Raw genomic sequence first — 18,841 nt, forward strand, 5'->3', positions numbered from 1 at the left:
GAGAAACGCGGGATATGTGGTAGCTGCGTAGCGGAACCAGACCAAGATCCGCTCGGCGAAAGGTGCCGCAGTGTCGCAAGACGTCCCCGACCCCTCGCAACACCACCCCAAGGGCTCCCTGCCCGGCACCGAGGCCGGCCTGCCCGGACCTCAGCACCGGGGGACCGACCGGGTGGTCTTCGGGGTGACCGCGGCGCTCACTCTCGCCTTCGTGCTGTGGGGCGCGTTCGGCACCGACTCGCTCGAGGACGTGTCGGGGACGTTGCTCGGGGAGCTGATCCACAACTGCGGCTGGGCCTTCGTGCTGGCCGCCTCCTGCTTCGTGATCTTCGCGCTCTGGCTGGCGATCAGCCGCTACGGCCGCATCCACCTGGGCTCGGAGCACGAGAAGCCGGAGTTCCGCACGGTCTCCTGGATCGCGATGATGTTCAGCGCCGGCATGGGCATCGGCCTGATGTTCTGGGGCGTCAGCGAACCCCTGGCCCACTTCGTCGACGCCCCGCCCGGCACCCGGCCGGGCAGCGTCGGCGAGCGCATGTCGACCGCCATGGCGACCACCCTCTTCCACTGGACCCTGCACCCGTGGGCCATCTACGCGGTGGTGGGCCTCGGCATCGCCTACAGCACCTTCCGCAAGAAGCGGCGGCAGACCATCAGTTCGGTCTTCACCCCGCTCATCGGCCGCCGGCACGCGGAGGGGGCCGTCGGCCGGGTCATCGACATCCTGGCCATCGTCGCCACCGTGTTCGGCTCCGCCGCCTCGCTCGGCCTCGGCACCCTGCAGATCGGCTCCGGCATGCAGGAGGTCGGCTGGCTGGACAAGGCCGGCACCGGGCTGCTCGTCGCCATCATCGCCGTGCTGACCGCGGCCTTCGTCCTTTCCGCCGTCTCCGGCGTCGAGCGGGGCATCCAGTGGCTCTCCAACACCAACATGGTCCTGGCGCTGCTGCTCGCCGTGTTCGTCTTCGTGGCCGGCCCCACCATCGTCATCCTCGACCTGGTGCCCACCTCGCTCTTCGCGTACCTGGGCGACCTCCCGGAGCTGGCCGGGCGCACCGAGATCAGCGGCGGACCCAAGGTGGACGAGTGGCTCTCCAGCTGGACGGTCTTCTACTGGGCGTGGTGGATCTCCTGGACGCCCTTCGTCGGCATGTTCATCGCCCGCATCAGCCGCGGCCGCACCATCCGCCAGTTCATCGGCGGGGTCATCCTGGTGCCCAGCACGGTCAGCCTGATCTGGTTCGCCATCTTCGGCGGTTCCGCCATGCAGCTGCAGTCGCGCCACCTGCTCGGCGACGCGTCCACGGTCGAGGGGCGGCTCTTCGCGGTGCTGCGGGAGTACCCGATCGCCACGGCCACCTCGCTGCTGGTGATGATCCTCGTCGCGATCTTCTTCGTCTCCGGCGCGGACGCCGCCTCCATCGTGATGGGCACGCTGTCGCAGCGCGGCGCGCTGGAGCCGCAGAAGCCGCTGGTGATCTTCTGGGGCGTGGTCACCGGCGCGGTCGCCGCGATCATGCTGCTGGTGGGCAGCGGAAAGGGGGACGCCCTCACCGGGCTGCAGAACCTGACCATCCTCGCCGCGGCACCCTTCGTGCTGGTGATGATCGGGATCTGCTGGGCGCTGATGCGGGACCTGCGCCGCGACCCGCTGATGCTGCGGGAGGAGGCGGCCAGCGAGGCGCTGGAGGACGCGGTGGTCACGGGCTACCGGAAGTTCGACGGCGACTTCGAGCTGCAGGTCCGCCCCTCCCAGGGCGAAGGCCCCGCCTCCGGTTCCACGGTCGCCGACGACTCCCCGATCTGACGCCGCCCCGCGCCGCTGCCCGCCGCCCCGGCCCCCGCAGGACCGTGCGGGGCCGGGGCGGCGTGGGCGTGACCTCGGACGGCCCTCGATCCGGCGCGACGGACGCGGCCCTCCCGCCGAGTGGGTGCTCGTGCCGCGGTGCGGCCGCGGCCGGGAGGCACCCGCAGCGCGGCTGCGGGCGGGCCGCCGCACCACCGGTCACCCCGTCAGGGCCGCCGCACCACCGGTCACCCCGTCAGGGCCGCCGCACCACCGGTCACCCCGTCAGGGCCGCCGCCTCCCGGGCGCAGCCCCAGGCGACGGTCACGCCCGCGCCGCCGTGGCCGTAGTTGTGCACCAGCGCCCGCCCCCCGGCGCGGGTCTCCCGCTCCAGGCGCACCGACGGCCGCGCGGGCCGCAGCCCGACCCGGTGCTCCAGCACCCGCGCCCGTGCTATCTCCGGCCGCACCGCGGCGCACCGCGCCACGATCGCCTCGGCGGTCGCCGGGTCCGGCTCGGTCGACCAGTCGCCCACCTCCGCCGTCCCCCCGAGCAGCAGCCGCCCCGGCTGCGGCAGGAAGTACGTGGACCCCTCGCGATCGTCGGCGACCGAGGTCATCCAGGTGTCCACCCCTGGGTTCTCGACGACCACCAGCTGGCCCCGCACGGGATGGACCGAGCCGTCCGGCACCAGCTCCCGCGCCCCGAGCCCGGTCGCGTTCACCACCACCGGCGCCTCGGCGGCCGGCTCGTCCAGCGAGCGCGCCTCGCGCCGCTCCACCACCCCGCCCGCCTTGTGGAAACGTTCCCGCAGCCAGGGCAGATGGACCCGCATGTCGATCAGCGGCACCCGCGCCCACAGTCCGCCACCAGGGCATTCCGCGGGCGTCGCTTCCCGCAGCCCGGGCACCCGCGCGGCCCAGGGACCGAGCTCGCCGAGGAGGGCGCCACCGTGCACCCCCGCCACCATGCGCACCCCGGTCTCCTCCGGCCGGGCGGCCAGCTCCGCGTACACCTCGTAGGAGACCAGCGACCAGTCGCCGACGCGCTCCTCGGGCTCGATCCGGTACGGCCACCACAGACCGCCCGCAACCTCCGAGGCGACCGGCAGCGCCGACCCCCGGTCCCACAGCCGCACCCGACGGCCGCTCTCCGCCAGTACCACGGCCGTGGTCAGGCCGATGACGCCGCCGCCGACGACGATCACTTCACCGTGTCGCTCCCGTTCCATCCGCGGACCGTAACGGAATGCCGGGGACCGGCAACAGGGCGCCCGCGCCGCGGGAATACTCGGACCATGGCTGCCGAGCACGCGACGTACGCGTCCTTCGCCCTCACCCCGGCGACCCGCGCGGGCGCGGTCCTCGCCGGCGGGGCGCACGTGACCCACCGGGACTTCACCGACTTCGTCGTCGACGGGCGCCCGCTGCTCGTCCGCCTCGCGGACCTGGACGCGGTCTCCCCGCTCGCCGCCGACGTGCCGCCCGCCATCTTCGCCGAGCAGGTGCGCGCGCTGCTGCTGGAGGCGCCGGCCCCGCTGCCCGGCGGCCGCTACCTCGTCCACGGCTGCCCCGAGTGCGCCGACCTCGCCTGCGGGGCGGTCACCGCCGTCATCGAGCGGGACGGCGAGGACTACGTGTGGCGGGACTTCGCCTGGCAGAGCGACGACCACCCCGACCTGCGGCTGAACGGCTATCACGGCCTCGGCCCGTTCCGCTTCCACGGGGCGCGGTACCGCGAGGCCCTGACCGGCCTCCTGGAGCGGGCCCGCGACACCGATCCACAGGGCCGCCGGGTGCTGCTCGTCGGCGCGCGGGCCGCCATGCTCAACGAGCTCGCCGCCGCCCTGCGTTCCATCGGCATAGGGGCCGACGTCGGCGACGACCCGGCCGAGGTGCCACCCGGGGAACTGCGCGCCTACGGCGTCGTGGCGTTCGGACGGGCGGTGGGGGAGGAGCGGCGGCAGCGGGTGCGCGCCGCGTTCCGGCGGGCGGGGGCCGAGGTGGCGTACGTCGACGGCCCGCCCCGGTCGTCCCGCTGCTCGTGGCGCAGACCGAGGAGGCGCTGGACCGGCGCCCGGAGGCACGGCGACGGCTCGCCGCGCTGCGGGCGACCCAGCGCGAGGCGGTCGTCGAGGTCGGTTCCGACTGCCGTGTGGGCCTCACCGTCCACCGCGTGGACCGGCTGCGCCGCACGCACGAGCACGTCGCCTTCGACGACGTGCTGCCCCGGGGCAGCCACCGGCTTCCGCTGGACCCCGGCGCGGTCAGGGGCGAGGCCTTCCTGGTCGCCCGGACGTCGGGCGAGGTCCGGGTGGCAGCCGTACCCCGATGACGACGGCGCCGGGAACGCCCCGTCCCCGGCCCCGCCACCGTCAGTACCGCCGCGGTCGTCGCCGCCACCCGGCGACGGCCCCCGCAGCGCCCCGCCGCCCTCCGGAGGCCCCGTCTCCTGGCGACGAGGCCGGGACCGTCTCAGCCGCCCGGGTCTCACCCCGACGGCCTTGGGCCGCCTGCCCCCGGGCAGCCCTCGCATGGGGGCTGCCCGGCTCTCGGGTTCCGGGGCACCCGGCGGGCCCGGCGGCCGAGACCGTCCCAGCCGCACCTGCCTCACCCCGGCGGCGTTCGGGCCGTCCGACCCCCAGTCACCTGGAGGCCGGGACCGGACCCTCTCAGCCGCACCGGCCTCACCCCGGCGGTGTCCGGGCCGCGCCGGCTGCGGTGGCCGGCACGGCGGCGGGGCCGGGGGTCACAGGAGGCCCGCCCGGCGCAGCGCGTCCGCCATCGCGCCGTCGGCGGGCGGCTGCGTGCGGCGGCCGTCCCCGCCGCCGCCCCGGCCCTCCTTCGTCCGGCGCGGCTGCGGCGGACGCTGCCCGCCGCCGCGCTGCTGCCGCTCGCCGCGGACCGGGCGCTCCGCGGTCTTCTCGTCCTCCAGGCGCAGCGTCAGCGAGATCCGCTTGCGCGGGATGTCGACGTCCAGCACCTTCACCCGGACGATGTCACCGGACTTCACCACGTCCCGCGGGTCCTTGACGAAGGTGCGCGACATCGCCGAGACGTGCACCAGGCCGTCCTGGTGGACACCGACGTCGACGAAGGCGCCGAAGGCGGCCACGTTGGTGACCACGCCCTCCAGGATCATCCCGGGCTCCAGGTCGGTGATCTTCTCGACGCCCTCCTTGAAGCCGGCGGTGCGGAAGGCGGGCCGCGGGTCGCGCCCCGGCTTCTCCAGCTCCTTCAGGATGTCCGTCACCGTCGGCAGTCCGAAGGTGTCGTCGACGAACTGCTCGGGCCGCAGCGAGCGCAGCGCCGAGGTGTTGCCGATCAGCGCGGCCACCTCCTGCCCGGTGGTCTTCACCATCCGGCGCACCACCGGGTAGGCCTCCGGGTGGACGCTGGAGGCGTCCAGCGGGTCGTCGCCGCCACGGATGCGCAGGAAGCCCGCGCACTGCTCGTACGCCTTGGGCCCGAGCCGCGCCACCTTCTTCAGCTCCGCGCGCGAACGGAACGGCCCGTTCTCGTCGCGGTGGCGGACGATGTTCTCCGCGAGCGAGGAGGAGACGCCCGAGACCCGGGCCAGCAGCGGGGTGGAGGCCGTGTTCACGTCCACGCCGACGCCGTTCACACAGTCCTCGACCACCGCGTCCAGCGAACGGGACAGCTTCACCTCGGACAGGTCGTGCTGGTACTGGCCCACGCCGATCGACCGGGGGTCGATCTTCACCAGCTCGGCCAGCGGGTCCTGCAGCCGCCGTGCGATGGAGACCGCGCCGCGCAGCGACACGTCCATGTCCGGCAGCTCCTGCGAGGCGAACGCGGAGGCCGAGTACACCGAGGCGCCCGCCTCGGACACCATCACCTTGGTCAGGTTCAGCTCCGGGTGCCGGGCGATCAGGTCGCCGGCGAGCTTGTCGGTCTCCCGGGAGGCCGTGCCGTTGCCGATGGCGATCAGCTCCACGGCGTGCTGCTTCGCCAGCCGGGCCAGCTTGGCGATCGCCTCGTCCCACCGGTTGGCGGGCACGTGCGGGTGGATGACGTCGGTGGCGACGACCTTGCCCGTGGCGTCCACCACGGCCACCTTGACGCCCGTGCGGTACCCCGGGTCCAGGCCGAGCGTGGCGCGGGTGCCGGCCGGCGCGGCGAGCAGCAGGTCGCGCAGGTTGGCGGCGAACACCCGCACCGCCTCGTCCTCGGCGCCGGTGCGCAGCCGCAGCCTCAGGTCGATGCCCAGGTGCACCAGGACACGGGTCCGCCAGGCCCAGCGGACGGTGTCCTTCAGCCACTTGTCGCCCGGGCGGCCGCGGTCGGCGACGCCGAAGCGGTGGGCGATGATCCCCTCGTAGGACGACGGCCCCTCGACCGGCTCCTCCGGCTCCAGGACCAGGTCGAGGACCTCCTCCTTCTCGCCGCGCAGCAGTGCCAGCACCCGGTGCGAGGGCAGCTCGGCGAAGGCCTCGGCGAAGTCGAAGTAGTCGGAGAACTTCGCGCCGGCCTCCTCCTTGCCCTCCCGCACCTTCGCGACCAGGCGACCGCGCGTCCACATCCGCTCGCGCAGCTCGCCGATCAGGTCGGCGTCCTCGGAGAAGCGCTCGGTGAGGATGGCCCTCGCGCCGTCCAGCGCGGCCTGCGGGTCGGCGACGCCCTTGTCCGCGTCGACGAACGCGGCCGCGGCGGCGAGCGGCTCCACCGACGGGTCGGCGAGCAGCCCCTCGGCCAGCGGCTCCAGCCCGGCCTCCCGGGCGATCTGCGCCTTGGTCCGCCGCTTCGGCTTGAACGGCAGGTAGATGTCCTCCAGGCGGGCCTTGGTGTCGGCCTCCCGGATGCGGGCCTCCAGCTCCCCGGTGAGCTTGCCCTGCTCGCGCACCGACTCCAGCACGGCGGTGCGGCGCTCCTCCAGCTCCCGCAGGTACCGCAGCCGCTCCTCCAGGGTGCGCAGCTGGGCGTCGTCCAGCCCGCCGGTCGCCTCCTTGCGGTAGCGGGCGACGAACGGCACCGTCGACCCGCCGTCCAGGAGATCCACCGCGGCCTGGACCTGCCGCTCCCGTACGCCGAGTTCCTCGGCGATCCTGCCTTCGATGGACGCTGCCAGGGGTGTCGTCACGATCCCGTACCGCCTTCTGAAGCCTCGAGGTTGCGCGGCAATTCTGGCAGGTCGCGGGGGCGAACGGGGGTCAGGGCGTGCGCGGACGCGCGAAGGCCCGGCCACCGGGGCCGGGCCTTCGCGCGTTTGCCGCGCTCACGACGCGCGCACAGGGGCGCTCATGGCACGCTCGCGACGGTGCGCGCGCTCAGGCGCGACGACCGTGCGCCGTGGAGGAGGCGCCGCCGAAGAGACGGGCGACGGCTCGGAAGGGCAGCGTCACCACGGTGGCGATGGCGCCGCCGATCTGACGGAGGACGTCCGCGACAGCTCGGAACACGTTGGTCACCTTCCCTCGCTCTGCCCGGCCGGAAGTCCCGGTGCCGGGGACCTACAGGTAACCGGCCTCGCCGCGGACATGCCTGATCGGTCCCGCGAAGGGCCTGGCAGCCGGTCAGTGCGGCCAGGTGAAGGAGGCGCCGCGGCGCTCCAGGAAGGCGGCGACGCCCTCCTCGAGGTCCTTGCTCGCGCGCGCCGCCGCGGCCCAGTGGGCGTCCCGGTCGGTGCGCCCGTCGGCGAACTCCTTCGCCGCCGCCTGGGTGAGCCGCGAACGGGAGACCAGGACGCGGGTGAACTCCTCGACCCGGGCCGTGAGCCGCCCGGCCGGCAGCAGCTCGTCCACCAGACCGGTCCGCAGGGCCCGCTCCCCGTCGATGAGCTCCCCGGAGAACAGCAGGTATTTCGCGCCCGACGGCCCCACCAGCGACACCAGCCGCCGGGTGGAGGAGGACGGGTAGACGATGCCCAGCTTCGCCGGAGTCACCCCGAAGAGCGCGCCCGCCTCGGCGAACCGCAGGTCGCAGGCGGCCGCCAGCTGGGTGCCGCCGCCCACGCAGTGGCCGCGCACCGCCGCGAGCGTCGGCTTGGGGAACGCGGCCAGCGCCTCCTCCGCCTCCACGGCGAGCCGCTGCGCCACCTCCGCGGTGTCGCGCAGCCCGGAGATGTCCGCGCCCGCGCAGAAGGTGGCCCCCTCGCCGGTGAGCACCAGGACCCGCACGGCGTCGTCGAGCGCCAGTGTCCCCAGCAGCGGGGGCAGGGCCCGCCACATCGCGTCGGTCATGGCGTTGCGCCGGGCGGGGTGGCTGATCACGACGGTGGCGACGCCGTCGGCGACGCTGTGCGACAGATGGGGCATGCCGCGGATGGTACCGGCCGGCTGGGTACTCGGCCGGGCACGTGGGACACCCGGCGAGGAGGCCGTGATGAGCAGGATCAGGGCGAAGGACGAGCGGACACGGATCAACCGGAGCTTCGGCTGGCTGGCCGTCCTCGGTGTGGCGCTGGTGATCGCCGGAATCGTCGGCCTCGTCTACACGGGCCTGGCGACGCTCACCAGCATGCTGCTGTTCGGCTGGCTGCTGCTGATCGGCGGAGTGGTGGGCCTCGGGCACGCCGTGCAGGCCCGCGGCACCGGCTTCTTCTGGCTGGGCGTGGTGGTCGCCGCGCTGAACATCGCGGCCGGCGTGGTGATCCTTGTGCGGCCCGACGCGGCCGCCGTCTCGCTGACGCTGTTCGCGGCGCTGCTCTTCCTCACCGGCGGGGTGTTCCGCATCGTGGGCAGCCTGGTGGTGCGCGGGCCGCAGTTCGGCTGGACGCTGGTGCAGGGCGCGTTCGGCCTGCTGCTGGGCATCCTGGTGCTGAACTCTTGGCCGAGCGACAGCCGCTACGTCCTGGGCACCTTCTTCTCGCTGGCGCTGCTCTTCGACGGACTGGGACTGATCGCCACCGGCTTCGGCGGCCGCAACGTGGTGGGGATGGTGACCGAGGCCGAGCGTGCCGACCGGGGACGCAGCCTCGGGGGCGACGCCTACTACGCGGGCCGCTCGGACGCGGAGCGGAACGTGTCCGCCGAGGACCGGACCGGCCCGGAGCACGGCGATCGCCGGGCAGGAGGCGACGTTCCGCCCCAATAAGCGGAAGAGTTCGCGAAGCTTCCCGAGGCGCGCAGGAGCGATCCTGCAACCGCCCTTGGCATACGCCAACGGTCGACATCGGTCGATAGTGATCGGTTTGTGGACTCGGTCCGGGCGGTGACCTGCCGATTCCCACACTCGACGTGTGGTGACAGTCGAGCACGAGGGCGGGGGCCGGACGATGGAGGACCCAGGGCGCGGAGACGATCCGGGCCCACAAGGCCCCGTGGAGGCGGCCACGCCCCCCGGGGCGCACGCCCCCTACGAAGGGGTGTGGAGGTTCACCGCCCCGGCCGTGGACGCCTCGGTGCCGCAGGCGCGCCGCGCCGTGCGCGACCTGCTGCGGCGCCAAGGGGTGCCGGCCGCCGAGGAGGTGCTCGACGGACTGCTGCTGATCGTCTCGGAGCTGGTCACCAACGCCGTCCGCCACGCCGCTCTGCTGTCACCCGTCCTGGCGGTGGAGGTCGCGGTGGGTGCGGAATGGATCAGGGTCTCCGTCGAGGACAACCACCCCTACCGGCCCACCGCGCTGATCGCCGACACCGGTTGGACCGGCGGCCGGGGTCTGCTGCTGGTGCGCGAGACCACCCGGGAGTTCGGCGGGGTCTGCGAGGTGGAGCACACCGCCGCGGGCGGGAAGATCATCTGGGCGGCGGTGCCGCTCCGCCCGCCCGGCCGGTACTGAGAGCCGCACGGAAGCGGCCGCCGGACCGGCCCCCACCCGGCCCGGCCGACCCACCCGGACCGCTCGGCCCACCGGATCGTGGCCCGCCAGCCCGCCAGCCCGCCAGCCCGCCAGCCCGCCAGCCCGCCGGCCCACCGGAACGCGGGGCGCGTCGGACCGCAGGGGCCCGCCGGCCCGACGGCGGCTACCAGCCGATCGAAGGACCGGTGAGCTCGCGGATCGCGGGGCGCGCCGCGTCGAGCACGGTCATGAACCACGCCGAGAAAGGGTCGGCGTCGTGCCGCTTCTCCAGCTCCTCGGGAGTGACGAACGCGATGTCGCCCACCTCCTCCGGGTCCGGATCCGGCCGGCCGCCGACCAGGCCGACGAAGAGGTGGTTGAACTCCTGCTCCACCAGGCCCGAGGCCGGGTCCGGGTGGTTGTAGCGGACGGTGCCCGCCTCGGCGAGCAGCGCGGGGGAGACCCCCAGCTCCTCGAAGGTGCGGCGCGCGGCGGCGGCGAAAGGCGATTCGCCCGGGTACGGGTGGCCGCAGCAGGTGTTGGACCACACGCCGGGGGAGTGGTACTTGCCCAGCGCGCGCTGCTGCAGCAGCAGCCTTCCGCGGTTGTCGAAGAGGAAGACGGAGAAGGCCCGGTGCAGCAGACCGGGCGCCTGGTGGGCCGTGAGTTTCTCCTCCGTGCCGATGGTCACGCCCTGCTCGTCGACCAGCTCCAGCAGGATGGTCTCGTCCGTCGTCGTCTTCACAGGTGTGCTCGGCATGACCCCTAGTCTGCCGTACACGAGCCGGTGGCGCGGGCGCGGCACCGCCGACCGGCCCCCGCGCGCCGGAGCGCGGTCAATGGCACAGACCCGCCTCGTGCGCCGCGTGGCCCGCCGGTTCGAGCTGGAAGGTGCAGTGCGCCACGTCGAAGTGCGAGCCCAGGCAGGACTGCAGGTCACGCAGCATCCGCTCGTGCCCCCTGCCCGCCAGCGCCTCGGCGCCGACCACCACGTGCGCCGACAGCACCGGCAGCCCCGAGGTGATCGTCCACACGTGCAGGTCGTGCACGTCGTCCACACCGGGCAGCGCCAGCAGGTGCGAGCGCAGCTGGGCCAGGTCGACGTCGCGCGGGGCGGCCTCCAGCAGGACGTCCACCGTCTCGCGCAGCAGCCGCCAGGCGCGCGGCACGATCATCAGCGCGATCACCAGGGAGGCGAGGGGGTCGGCGGCCCGCCAGCCGGTCAGCAGCACCAGCGCGGCCGAGACCAGCACCGCCACGGACCCCAGCGCGTCGGCCGCCACCTCCAGGAAGGCGCCGCGGACGTTCAGGCTCTCCTTGCGGCCGCCCATCAACAGCAGCAGCGACACCAGGTTCGCGACCAGGCCCACCGCGCCGAAGACCAGCGTCAGGCCGCCCTCCACCTCGGCCGGCTCCAGCAGCCGGCCGACGGCCTCCACCACCACGTAGCCGCCCACCCCGAACAGCAGCAGGCAGTTGGCCAGCGCCGCCAGGATCTCCGCCCGGGCCAGCCCGAAGGTGCGGTGGCCGCTCGCCGGGCGGCCCGCGAAACGGATCGCCAGGAGCGCCATGCCCAGCCCCAGCGCGTCGGTGGCCATGTGGGCGGCGTCCGCGACCAGCGCGAGGGAGCCCGCGAGCACGCCGCCGGCCACCTCGGCCGCGGTCACCAGCAGCGTGATCGCCAGGGCCGCCCGCAGTCGGCCGCGGTGCGCCGCCGTCACCGTGGCGGCGGGTCCCGCGCCCCCGCCGTGGTGGTGTCCGTGCTGGTGTCCGGCCCCCATGGAAACCGCCCTCCGTGCTCGCCGCCGCCCCCGGGTGACCGGGGAACGCCGCCCTCCGCCGACCGTTGCCGCCCCCAGTCAACTACCTCCGGTCGCCAGGGGCAAAGCGACGCTGAACACCGTTGTCATATCCTGTGACCTGCGCAAACGTTCTGCGGCCGGCCGGCCGCGGGGCGGGCGGTGATCGCGGGGCTCCGGCGATCCGATAGCCTCTGCCGACACGCCCCGGCCGCCTCGCCGGGCGGGCCACCACGTATGCCGCCGGCGCGCATCAGCGCCGCACCCAGGGAGTGAGTACGGTTGCCGACCGCCATCGTCACCGGTCCGCCGGTTCCCGGATCTTCCTTGGCGGACGATCTCGCATCCCTCGGGTTCGAGGTGCGCGCCGCCGCCGACGTGGGTGAGACGGAGGCGCTGCTCGCCGCCGTCCCGGGCGACCGCCGCGTCGCGCTCGTCGACGCGCGGTTCATGGGCCACCTGCACGCATTGCGCCTCGGTCTCACCGACCCCCGGTTCCCGGTCTCCGCGATCGAGGGAGCCGTCTCGGTGAAGCCGGAGGCGCGCAAGGCGCTCATCCGGGCCGTCGCCCGGGCCAGCTCCGCCGCCGTGGACGCCGTGGACGCCCCCGCGCCCGGCGACGCCACCGCCGTCGCGGACCGCGCGCTGGCCGACCGGCTCGCCGCCGCCCTCGAGAGCGACGGCGAGCAGGTGCACCGCCCCGAACTGGGCAGCCTGGTGGCGGCCACCCCCGCCGACCCGCAGAGCCGGCACGCCACCCGTGAGGCCCTCGCGGCCGTCGACGAGGAGTCGGTCCGGCTGCGCTCCGCGGTGAAGGCCCGCGACGGCTTCGTCACGACCTTCCTCATCAGCCCCTACTCCAAGTACGTCGCCCGCTGGTGCGCGCGCCGCGGTCTGACCCCCAACCAGGTCACCACCGCCTCGCTGCTCACCGCGCTGGTCGCGGCCGCCTGCGCCGCCACCGGGACCCGCGGCGGCTTCGTCGCGGCCGGCGTGCTGCTGATCGCCTCGTTCGTCCTGGACTGCGCGGACGGACAGCTCGCCCGCTACTCGCTGCAGTACTCGACGCTGGGCGCCTGGCTCGACGCCACCTTCGACCGGGCCAAGGAGTACGCCTACTACGCGGGCCTCGCCCTGGGCGCCGCCCGCGGCGGGGACGACGTCTGGGCACTGGCCCTGGGCGCGATGATCCTGCAGACCTGCCGGCACGTGGTCGACTTCTCCTTCAACGAGGCCAACCACGACGCCCAGGCCAACACCAGCCCCACCGCGGCGCTCTCCGACAGGCTGGACAACCTCGGCTGGACGGTCTGGCTCCGCCGCATGATCGTCCTGCCGATCGGCGAACGCTGGCTGATGATCGCCGTGCTCACCGCCCTCACCACGCCCCGCGTCACCTTCGTGGTGCTGCTGATCGGCTGCGCCGTCGCCGCCTGCTACACCACCGCCGGCCGCCTGCTGCGCTCGGTGACCCGCAAGGCGCGCCGCACCGACCGCGCGGCCGCCGCGCTGGCCGACCTGACCGACAGCGGCCCCCTCGCCCAGGCCGTGGCCCGGGTCACCCGTCGTCTCGTTCCGTCCGGTTCCGCCCCGTTCGTCGCCGCCGCCGGCGCGCTGCTCGTGGTGATCCTCGCCGCAGTGTGGGGCGCCTCGTGGATCACCGTCGCCGGCGCCGCCGGCTACGCCCTGCTGGCCGGCGCGGCCGTCGCCCGGCCCCTGATGGGCGCCCTGGACTGGCTCGTTCCCCCCTTCTTCCGCGCCGCCGAGTATGGCGTCGTTGCGCTGCTCGCGGCCGAATCCGGGGTGAACGGAGCGCTTCCGGCGGCTTTCGGGCTGGTGGCGGCGGTCGCCTACCATCACTACGACACGGTGTACCGCATCCGCGGCAACGCCGGAGCGCCCCCGCACTGGCTGGTGCGGGCGGTGCTGGGCCACGAGGGCCGCACCCTCGTGGTCGCCGTGCTCGCCGCACTGCTCACCGCGGCGCAGTTCCCGGTCGCGCTCACGGCGCTCGCCGTGGCCGTGGCCGCCCTGGTGCTCCTGGAGAGCATCCGCTATTGGGTGTCCGCCCACCGGGCCGGCGCACCCGCTGTACACGACGAAGGAGAACCCGCATGATCGGCCTCGTGCTGGCGGCAGGCGCCGGACGCCGCCTGCGCCCCTACACGGACACCCTTCCCAAGGCTCTGGTGCCCGTGGGGCCCGAGGGCAACGAGGACAGCCTCACCGTCCTCGACCTGACCCTCGGCAACTTCGCCGAGATCGGCCTCACCGAGGTGGCGATCATCGTCGGGTACCGCAAGGAGGCCGTCTACGAGCGCCGCGAGGCCCTCGAGGCCAAGTACGGTGTCAAGATCACCCTGATCGACAACGACAAGGCCGAGGAGTGGAACAACGCCTACTCCCTCTGGTGCGGCCGTGACGCCCTCAAGGACGGCGTCATCCTCGCCAACGGCGACACCGTCCACCCGGTCTCCGTCGAGAAGACGCTGCTCGCCGCCCGCGGCGAGGGCAAGAAGATCATCCTCGCCCTCGACACGGTGAAGAAGCTCGCCGACGAGGAGATGAAGGTCGTCGTCGACCCCGAGAAGGGCGTCCGCAAGATCACCAAGCTGATGGACCCGGCGGAGGCCACCGGCGAGTACATCGGCGTCACCCTGATCGAGGGCGAGGCGGCCGCGGAGCTCGGCGACGCGCTGAAGACCGTCTGGGAGACGGACCCGCAGCAGTTCTACGAGCACGGCTACCAGGAGCTGGTCAACCGCGGCTTCAAGATCGACGTCGCGCCGATCGGCGAGGTCGCGTGGGTCGAGATCGACAACCACGACGACCTGGCCCGTGGTCGGGAGATCGCGTGCCGCTACTGACGAGGCTCATTCCGTCGCCGGTCGTCGTCGACATCCGGTCCGGAGCCCTGGACGACCTGGCGGCGATCCTGTCCGACCAGCGGATCTCGTCCTCGGGCAAGCTGGCCTTCGCGATCAGCGCCGGCTCCGGTCAGGCGCTGAGGGAACGGTTCGCTCCCGCGATGCCGCAGGCGGACTGGTTCGACGACGCGGACGGCACCATCGACGGTGCCGTCCGGCTGGCCGACTCCATCAAGCGCAAGGGCCGCTACGACGCGGTCGTCGCGCTCGGTGGCGGCAAGGTGGTCGACTGCGCCAAGTACGCGGCCGCCCGGGTCGGGCTGCCGCTGGTCGCGGTCGCCACCAACCTGGCCAACGACGGACTATGCTCGCCGGTGGCCACGCTGGACAACGACGCGGGCCGCGGCTCGTACGGCGTTCCCAACCCCATCGGCATCGTCATCGACCTGGACATAATCCGCCAGGCGCCGCCGCAGTTCGTGCGGGCCGGCATCGGTGACGTGATCTGCAAGATCTCCGCCGTGGCGGACTGGGAACTGTCCCAGCGGGTGAACGGCGAGAAGGTCGACGGCCTGGCCGCAGCGATGGCGCGGCAGGCCGCCGAGGCGGTGCTGCGCCATCCCGGCACCATCGTCGACGACCAGTTCCTCGCCACCCTGTCCGAGTCGCTGGTGCTCTGCGGCATCTCGATGTCGGTGGCCGGCGACTCGCGTCCCGCGTCCGGCGCGTGCCACGAGATCAGCCACGGGTTCGACCTGCTCTACCCGAAGCGGGCCGCCGCCCACGGCGAGCAGTGCGGTCTGGGCGGCGCGTTCGCCACCTACCTGCGCGGCGACGTGGCGACCGCCGGGGAGATGGCCGAGTGCCTGCGGCGGCACGACCTGCCGGTGCTGCCGGAGGAGATCGGCTTCTCCATGGAGGAGTTCGTCAAGGTCGTGGAGTTCGCGCCGGAGACCCGTCCCGGCCGCTACACGATCCTCGAGCACCTCGACCTCCGGACCGACCAGATCAAGGACGCGTACGCCGACTATGTCAAGGCCATCGGTAGCTGAACTGCGGCCCGTCGTCCACCCCGAAGGGGTGAAGGACCGGCGCAGCGGTGAGCACTGGGCGGGTCGCCTCTACATGCGGGAGATCTCGCTGCGGGTCGACCGCTACCTGGTGAACACCCGGGTGACGCCCAACCAGCTCACCTACCTGATGGTGGTGGCGGGCGTCCTGGCGGGCGCGGCACTCCTGGTGCCGGGCCTCGCCGGGGCGCTCCTCGGCGCCCTGCTGATCCAGCTGTACCTCCTGCTGGACTGCGTCGACGGGGAGATCGCCCGCTGGCGCCGGCAGACCTCGGTCACCGGCGTCTACCTGGACCGCGTCGGCCACTACCTGTCCGAGGCCGCCCTGCTGGTCGGCTTCGGCCTGCGGGGCGCCGACCTGTGGGACGGGTCGGAGGGTCCCGAGTGGCTGTGGGCCTTCCTGGGCACGCTGGCCGCCCTGGGCGCGATCCTGATCAAGGCCGAGACGGACCTGGTCGACGTGGCCCGCAGCCGCAGCGGCCTGACCGCCGTGAAGGACGAGGCCGCCGCGCCGCGCTCCTCCGGCCTGGCACTGGCCCGCCGGGCGGCGGCCGCGCTCAAGTTCCACCGGCTGGTCGGCGGCGTCGAGGCGAGCCTGTTCGTCCTCGTCGTCGCGATCGCCGACCTGATCGCCGGCGGCGGTCTCTTCTGGACCCGCCTCGGCATCGCCGTGCTGGCAGGCATCGCGATCCTGCAGACCCTGCTGCACCTCGTGTCCATCCTCGCCTCGAGCAGACTGCGGTGAGCGCCTCCGTGAACTCCGTGAACCCCGTGCACTCCGCGCACGAATCCCTGAAGGACGCCGTGACCGGGATCCAGCCCGACGCCGCCCCCGCCGGCCGCCGGCCCGCCAAGGTGGGCGCGGTGATCATCACCATGGGCAACCGCCCGGCCGAGCTGCGGGCGCTGCTCGACTCGGTGGCCCGCCAGGAGGGCGACCCGGTCGAGGTCGTCGTGGTGGGCAACGGAGCTCCCGTGCCCGAGGTCCCCGCCGGCGTGCGGACCGTCGAGCTGCCCGAGAACCTGGGCATCCCCGGCGGACGCAACGTCGGCATCGAGGCCTTCCGCTCCGAGGGGGCCGACGGCTACGACGTCGACATCATGCTCTTCCTGGACGACGACGGCCTGCTCGCCCGCACCGACACCGCCGAGCTGTGCCGCCGGGCCTTCGAGGCCGACCCGCGCCTGGGCATCATCAGCTTCCGGATCGCCGACCCGGACACCGGGGCGACCCAACGCCGGCACGTCCCGCGGCTGCGCGCCTCCGACCCGATGCGCTCGTCGCGGGTCACCACCTTCCTGGGCGGCGCCAACGCGGTGCGCACCGAGGTCATGGCCCAGGTGGGCGCGCTGCCCGGCGACTTCTTCTACGCCCACGAGGAGACCGACCTCGCCTGGCGCGCCCTGGACGCCGGCTGGATGATCGACTACCGGGCCGACATGGTCCTGTACCACCCCACCACGGCCCCCTCCCGGCACGCGGTCTACCACCGGATGGTGGCGCGCAACCGGGTGTGGCTCGCCCGCCGCAACCTGCCCGCCCTCCTCGTCCCGGTCTACCTGGGGGTCTGGACGGCGCTCACCTTGCTGCGCACCCGTGACCGGGCCGCGCTCAAGGCGTGGCTGGGCGGCTTCAAGGAGGGCTGGACCACCGCGTGCGGTCCTCGCCGTCCGATGCGGTGGCGCACCGTGTGGCGGCTGACCCGGCTGGGCCGCCCTCCGGTCATCTGAGAAGCTCGTCGCAGCGGGCGGGCCGGGGCCTCGGCCCGTGCCCGCCTCCCACCGCCGGGACGCCGTGCCCGTCCAGACGCCGTATCCATCGAGACAGCGAGAGTTCGAGCAGTGAGTGAGTCAACGCATGACGGCCCGGTCGCGGTCGGTCCGCGCCCGTCGCCCGACGACGGCCTGACGGCGGCGGAGCTCGCCGCCAAGTACGGCCTGACCGTGAGCGGCGCGCGGCCCTCCCTTCCGGCGTACGTGCGTCAGCTGTGGAACCGCCGTCACTTCATCGTGGCCTTCTCCCGGGCCAAGCTGGCCGCGCAGTACAGCCAGGCCAAGCTCGGCCAGCTCTGGCAGGTGGTGACGCCGCTGCTGAACGCGCTGGTCTACTACCTGATCTTCGGGCTCATCCTGGACGCGGGCCGCGGCCTGCCCAAGGACGTGTACATCCCGTTCCTGGTGACCGGCGTGTTCGTGTTCACCTTCACCCAGACGTCGGTGATGTCCGGCGTCCGGGCGATCTCCGGCAACCTGGGCCTGGTGCGCGCCCTGCACTTCCCGCGCGCCTCGCTGCCCGTCTCCTTCGCCCTGCAGCAGCTGCAGCAGCTGCTGGTCTCGATGATCGTGCTGTTCGTGGTGGTCATGGTCTTCGGCAGCCGGCCCTCGCTGTCCTGGCTGCTGATCCTGCCCGCGCTGGCGCTCCAGTTCGCCTTCAACACCGGCCTCGCCCTGATCATGGCGCGGGCCGGGGCGCACACCCCCGACCTCGCCCAGCTCATGCCGTTCGTCACCCGGACGTGGATGTACGCCTCCGGCGTGATGTTCTCCATCCCGGCCATGCTCGAGGGCAGGCCGCAGTGGATCGCGGACGTCCTGCAGTGGAACCCGGCCGCCGTCTACATGGATCTGATCCGTTTCGCGCTGATCGACGGCTACGGCTCGGAGAACCTCCCGCCGCACGTGTGGGCGGTGGCGCTGGGCTGGGCCGTGCTGATCCTGGCCGGCGGGTTCGTGTACTTCTGGAAGGCGGAGGAGAGGTACGGCCGTGGCTGAGCAGCGCGAGGACGCCCGCGTCCCCACCGTGATCGCGGACGGACTGCACATCGTCTACAGGGTCAACGGCGCCCGCAAGGGCAAGGGCAGCGCCACCGCCGCGCTCTCGCGCATCGTGCGCCGGGGCGAGGAGCGCGGCGTGCGCGAGGTGCACGCGGTGCGCGGCGTCTCCTTCACCGCCTACAAGGGCGAGGCCATCGGCCTCATCGGCTCCAACGGCTCCGGCAAGTCCACCCTGCTGCGGGCCATCGCCGGCCTGCTGCCGGCCGAGCGCGGCCGGGTGTACACCAACGGCCAGCCCTCCCTGCTCGGCGTCAACGCGGCCCTGATGAACGACCTGACCGGCGAGCGCAACGTGATACTCGGCGGTCTCGCGATGGGGATGTCGCGCGAGCAGATCCGCGAGCGCTACCAGGAGATCGTCGACTTCTCCGGCATCAACGAGAAGGGCGACTTCATCAGCCTGCCCATGCGGACCTACTCCTCCGGCATGGCGGCGCGGCTGCGGTTCTCCATCGCCGCGGCCAAGGACCACGACGTGCTGATGATCGACGAGGCGCTGGCCACCGGCGACAAGAAGTTCCAGAGGCGCTCCGAGGCGCGCATCCGCGAGCTGCGCCAGCAGGCCGGCACCGTCTTCCTGGTGAGCCACAACAACAAGTCGATCCGCGACACCTGCGACCGCGTCCTGTGGCTGGAGCACGGCGAGCTGCGGATGGACGGACCCACCGAAGAGGTCCTCAAGGAGTACGAGAAGTTCACCGCCAAGTGACGCCTGCGTGCGGCATGAGCCCCGGGGTGACGGTGACC

Annotated in this window: 16 protein-coding genes and 1 pseudogene; 11 read left to right on the top strand and 6 right to left on the bottom strand. The window is 73.4% G+C overall.

The genetic code is table 11. The annotated features are described in order from the left end of the window. The first annotated feature begins 70 nt into the window (after positions 1 to 70). Positions 71 to 1,807, top strand: a complete 1,737-nt coding sequence (locus Sfr03f_RS08995) for a BCCT family transporter (protein WP_108953111.1) — start codon at positions 71 to 73, stop codon at positions 1,805 to 1,807. A gap of 256 nt (positions 1,808 to 2,063) precedes the next feature. Here the strand turns inward: Sfr03f_RS08995 and Sfr03f_RS09000 are convergent, their stop codons facing one another. Beyond that, positions 2,064 to 3,017: an FAD-dependent oxidoreductase gene (locus Sfr03f_RS09000; RefSeq protein ID WP_108953112.1), complete on the bottom strand. Its 954-nt coding sequence runs from the start codon at positions 3,015 to 3,017 to the stop codon at positions 2,064 to 2,066. 66 nt (positions 3,018 to 3,083) lie between these two features. Between Sfr03f_RS09000 and Sfr03f_RS09005 the strand changes: the two are divergent. Next, positions 3,084 to 4,120, top strand: a pseudogene (locus Sfr03f_RS09005) (oxidoreductase). A 414-nt stretch (positions 4,121 to 4,534) separates the two neighbouring features. Here Sfr03f_RS09005 and Sfr03f_RS09010 read toward each other — a convergent pair. The 3 genes from Sfr03f_RS09010 to Sfr03f_RS09015 all read right to left on the bottom strand — a co-directional run bounded on the left by Sfr03f_RS09010 (position 4,535) and on the right by Sfr03f_RS09015 (position 8,060). Then, positions 4,535 to 6,886, bottom strand: coding sequence for a Tex family protein (locus Sfr03f_RS09010; protein WP_108953113.1), 2,352 nt, complete (start codon positions 6,884 to 6,886; stop codon positions 4,535 to 4,537). Positions 6,887 to 7,073: 187 nt separating this feature from the next. After that, positions 7,074 to 7,205, bottom strand: a complete 132-nt coding sequence (locus Sfr03f_RS31505) for an LPFR motif small protein (protein WP_281262828.1) — start codon at positions 7,203 to 7,205, stop codon at positions 7,074 to 7,076. 114 nt (positions 7,206 to 7,319) lie between these two features. After that, positions 7,320 to 8,060, bottom strand: a complete 741-nt coding sequence (locus tag Sfr03f_RS09015) for an enoyl-CoA hydratase/isomerase family protein (protein ID WP_108953557.1) — start codon at positions 8,058 to 8,060, stop codon at positions 7,320 to 7,322. 67 nt (positions 8,061 to 8,127) lie between these two features. Here Sfr03f_RS09015 and Sfr03f_RS09020 point away from each other — a divergent pair, with 67 nt between their 5' ends. Both Sfr03f_RS09020 and Sfr03f_RS09025 read left to right on the top strand, forming a co-directional pair. Further along, entirely contained in the window at positions 8,128 to 8,838 is a 711-nt protein-coding gene (locus Sfr03f_RS09020) for an HdeD family acid-resistance protein (RefSeq protein WP_108953114.1), read from the top strand. A gap of 181 nt (positions 8,839 to 9,019) precedes the next feature. Next, positions 9,020 to 9,523 (top strand): ATP-binding protein, encoded by a 504-nt coding sequence (locus Sfr03f_RS09025; RefSeq protein WP_108953115.1) that lies wholly within the window; start codon positions 9,020 to 9,022, stop codon positions 9,521 to 9,523. Positions 9,524 to 9,707: 184 nt separating this feature from the next. On the opposite strand, the gene idi is transcribed toward Sfr03f_RS09025, so the two are convergent. Both idi and Sfr03f_RS09040 read right to left on the bottom strand, forming a co-directional pair. Next, positions 9,708 to 10,283 (bottom strand): isopentenyl-diphosphate Delta-isomerase, encoded by a 576-nt coding sequence (idi, locus tag Sfr03f_RS09035; protein ID WP_108953116.1) that lies wholly within the window; start codon positions 10,281 to 10,283, stop codon positions 9,708 to 9,710. A gap of 76 nt (positions 10,284 to 10,359) precedes the next feature. Further along, complete coding sequence (locus Sfr03f_RS09040) at positions 10,360 to 11,304, bottom strand: cation diffusion facilitator family transporter (protein ID WP_108953117.1); 945 nt, start codon at positions 11,302 to 11,304, stop codon at positions 10,360 to 10,362. A gap of 300 nt (positions 11,305 to 11,604) precedes the next feature. Between Sfr03f_RS09040 and Sfr03f_RS09045 the strand changes: the two genes are divergently transcribed. The 7 genes from Sfr03f_RS09045 (at position 11,605) to Sfr03f_RS09075 (ending at position 18,803) form a co-directional block, all read left to right on the top strand. Then, positions 11,605 to 13,440, top strand: a complete 1,836-nt coding sequence (locus tag Sfr03f_RS09045) for a DUF5941 domain-containing protein (protein WP_108953118.1) — start codon at positions 11,605 to 11,607, stop codon at positions 13,438 to 13,440. Then, on the top strand, positions 13,437 to 14,189 hold the full coding sequence (locus Sfr03f_RS09050) for a phosphocholine cytidylyltransferase family protein (protein ID WP_108953119.1): 753 nt from the start codon (positions 13,437 to 13,439) through the stop codon (positions 14,187 to 14,189). The genes Sfr03f_RS09045 and Sfr03f_RS09050 overlap by 4 nt, the downstream gene beginning before the upstream one ends. Beyond that, positions 14,177 to 15,241 carry an iron-containing alcohol dehydrogenase family protein gene (locus Sfr03f_RS09055; RefSeq protein ID WP_108953120.1) on the top strand — a complete coding sequence of 355 codons (1,065 nt, stop codon included), beginning with the start codon at positions 14,177 to 14,179 and terminating at the stop codon, positions 15,239 to 15,241. Before Sfr03f_RS09050 ends, Sfr03f_RS09055 begins: the two co-directional genes overlap by 13 nt. Beyond that, a complete protein-coding gene (locus Sfr03f_RS09060) occupies positions 15,219 to 16,004 on the top strand; it encodes a CDP-alcohol phosphatidyltransferase family protein (protein WP_108953558.1) in 786 nt (261 codons plus the stop codon). The genes Sfr03f_RS09055 and Sfr03f_RS09060 overlap by 23 nt, the downstream gene beginning before the upstream one ends. Before the next feature lie 131 nt (positions 16,005 to 16,135). Continuing rightward, positions 16,136 to 16,990, top strand: a complete 855-nt coding sequence (locus Sfr03f_RS09065; protein ID WP_108953559.1) for a glycosyltransferase family 2 protein — start codon at positions 16,136 to 16,138, stop codon at positions 16,988 to 16,990. Positions 16,991 to 17,101: 111 nt separating this feature from the next. Beyond that, complete coding sequence (locus Sfr03f_RS09070; protein ID WP_108953121.1) at positions 17,102 to 18,031, top strand: ABC transporter permease; 930 nt, start codon at positions 17,102 to 17,104, stop codon at positions 18,029 to 18,031. Further along, entirely contained in the window at positions 18,024 to 18,803 is a 780-nt protein-coding gene (locus Sfr03f_RS09075) for an ABC transporter ATP-binding protein (protein ID WP_108953122.1), read from the top strand. The genes Sfr03f_RS09070 and Sfr03f_RS09075 overlap by 8 nt, the downstream gene beginning before the upstream one ends. The last annotated feature ends 38 nt before the right edge of the window (positions 18,804 to 18,841 follow it).

The organism is Streptomyces fragilis (genome assembly GCF_003112515.1).
Taxonomy (GTDB): domain Bacteria; phylum Actinomycetota; class Actinomycetes; order Streptomycetales; family Streptomycetaceae; genus Streptomyces; species Streptomyces fragilis.

What these genes read in the sequence shown, in the direction of transcription:
- Sfr03f_RS09000 (WP_108953112.1), bottom strand. Translation starts at nt 3,017, where the DNA reads ATGGAACGGGAGCGACACGGTGAAGTGATCGTCGTCGGCGGCGGCGTC.
- Sfr03f_RS09015 (WP_108953557.1), bottom strand. Translation starts at nt 8,060, where the DNA reads ATGCCCCATCTGTCGCACAGCGTCGCCGACGGCGTCGCCACCGTCGTG.
- Sfr03f_RS09020 (WP_108953114.1), top strand. Translation starts at nt 8,128, where the DNA reads ATGAGCAGGATCAGGGCGAAGGACGAGCGGACACGGATCAACCGGAGC.
- Sfr03f_RS09025 (WP_108953115.1), top strand. Translation starts at nt 9,020, where the DNA reads ATGGAGGACCCAGGGCGCGGAGACGATCCGGGCCCACAAGGCCCCGTG.
- idi (WP_108953116.1), bottom strand. Translation starts at nt 10,283, where the DNA reads ATGCCGAGCACACCTGTGAAGACGACGACGGACGAGACCATCCTGCTG.
- Sfr03f_RS09040 (WP_108953117.1), bottom strand. Translation starts at nt 11,304, where the DNA reads ATGGGGGCCGGACACCAGCACGGACACCACCACGGCGGGGGCGCGGGA.
- Sfr03f_RS09050 (WP_108953119.1), top strand. Translation starts at nt 13,437, where the DNA reads ATGATCGGCCTCGTGCTGGCGGCAGGCGCCGGACGCCGCCTGCGCCCC.
- Sfr03f_RS09060 (WP_108953558.1), top strand. Translation starts at nt 15,219, where the DNA reads ATGTCAAGGCCATCGGTAGCTGAACTGCGGCCCGTCGTCCACCCCGAA.
- Sfr03f_RS09065 (WP_108953559.1), top strand. Translation starts at nt 16,136, where the DNA reads ATGGGCAACCGCCCGGCCGAGCTGCGGGCGCTGCTCGACTCGGTGGCC.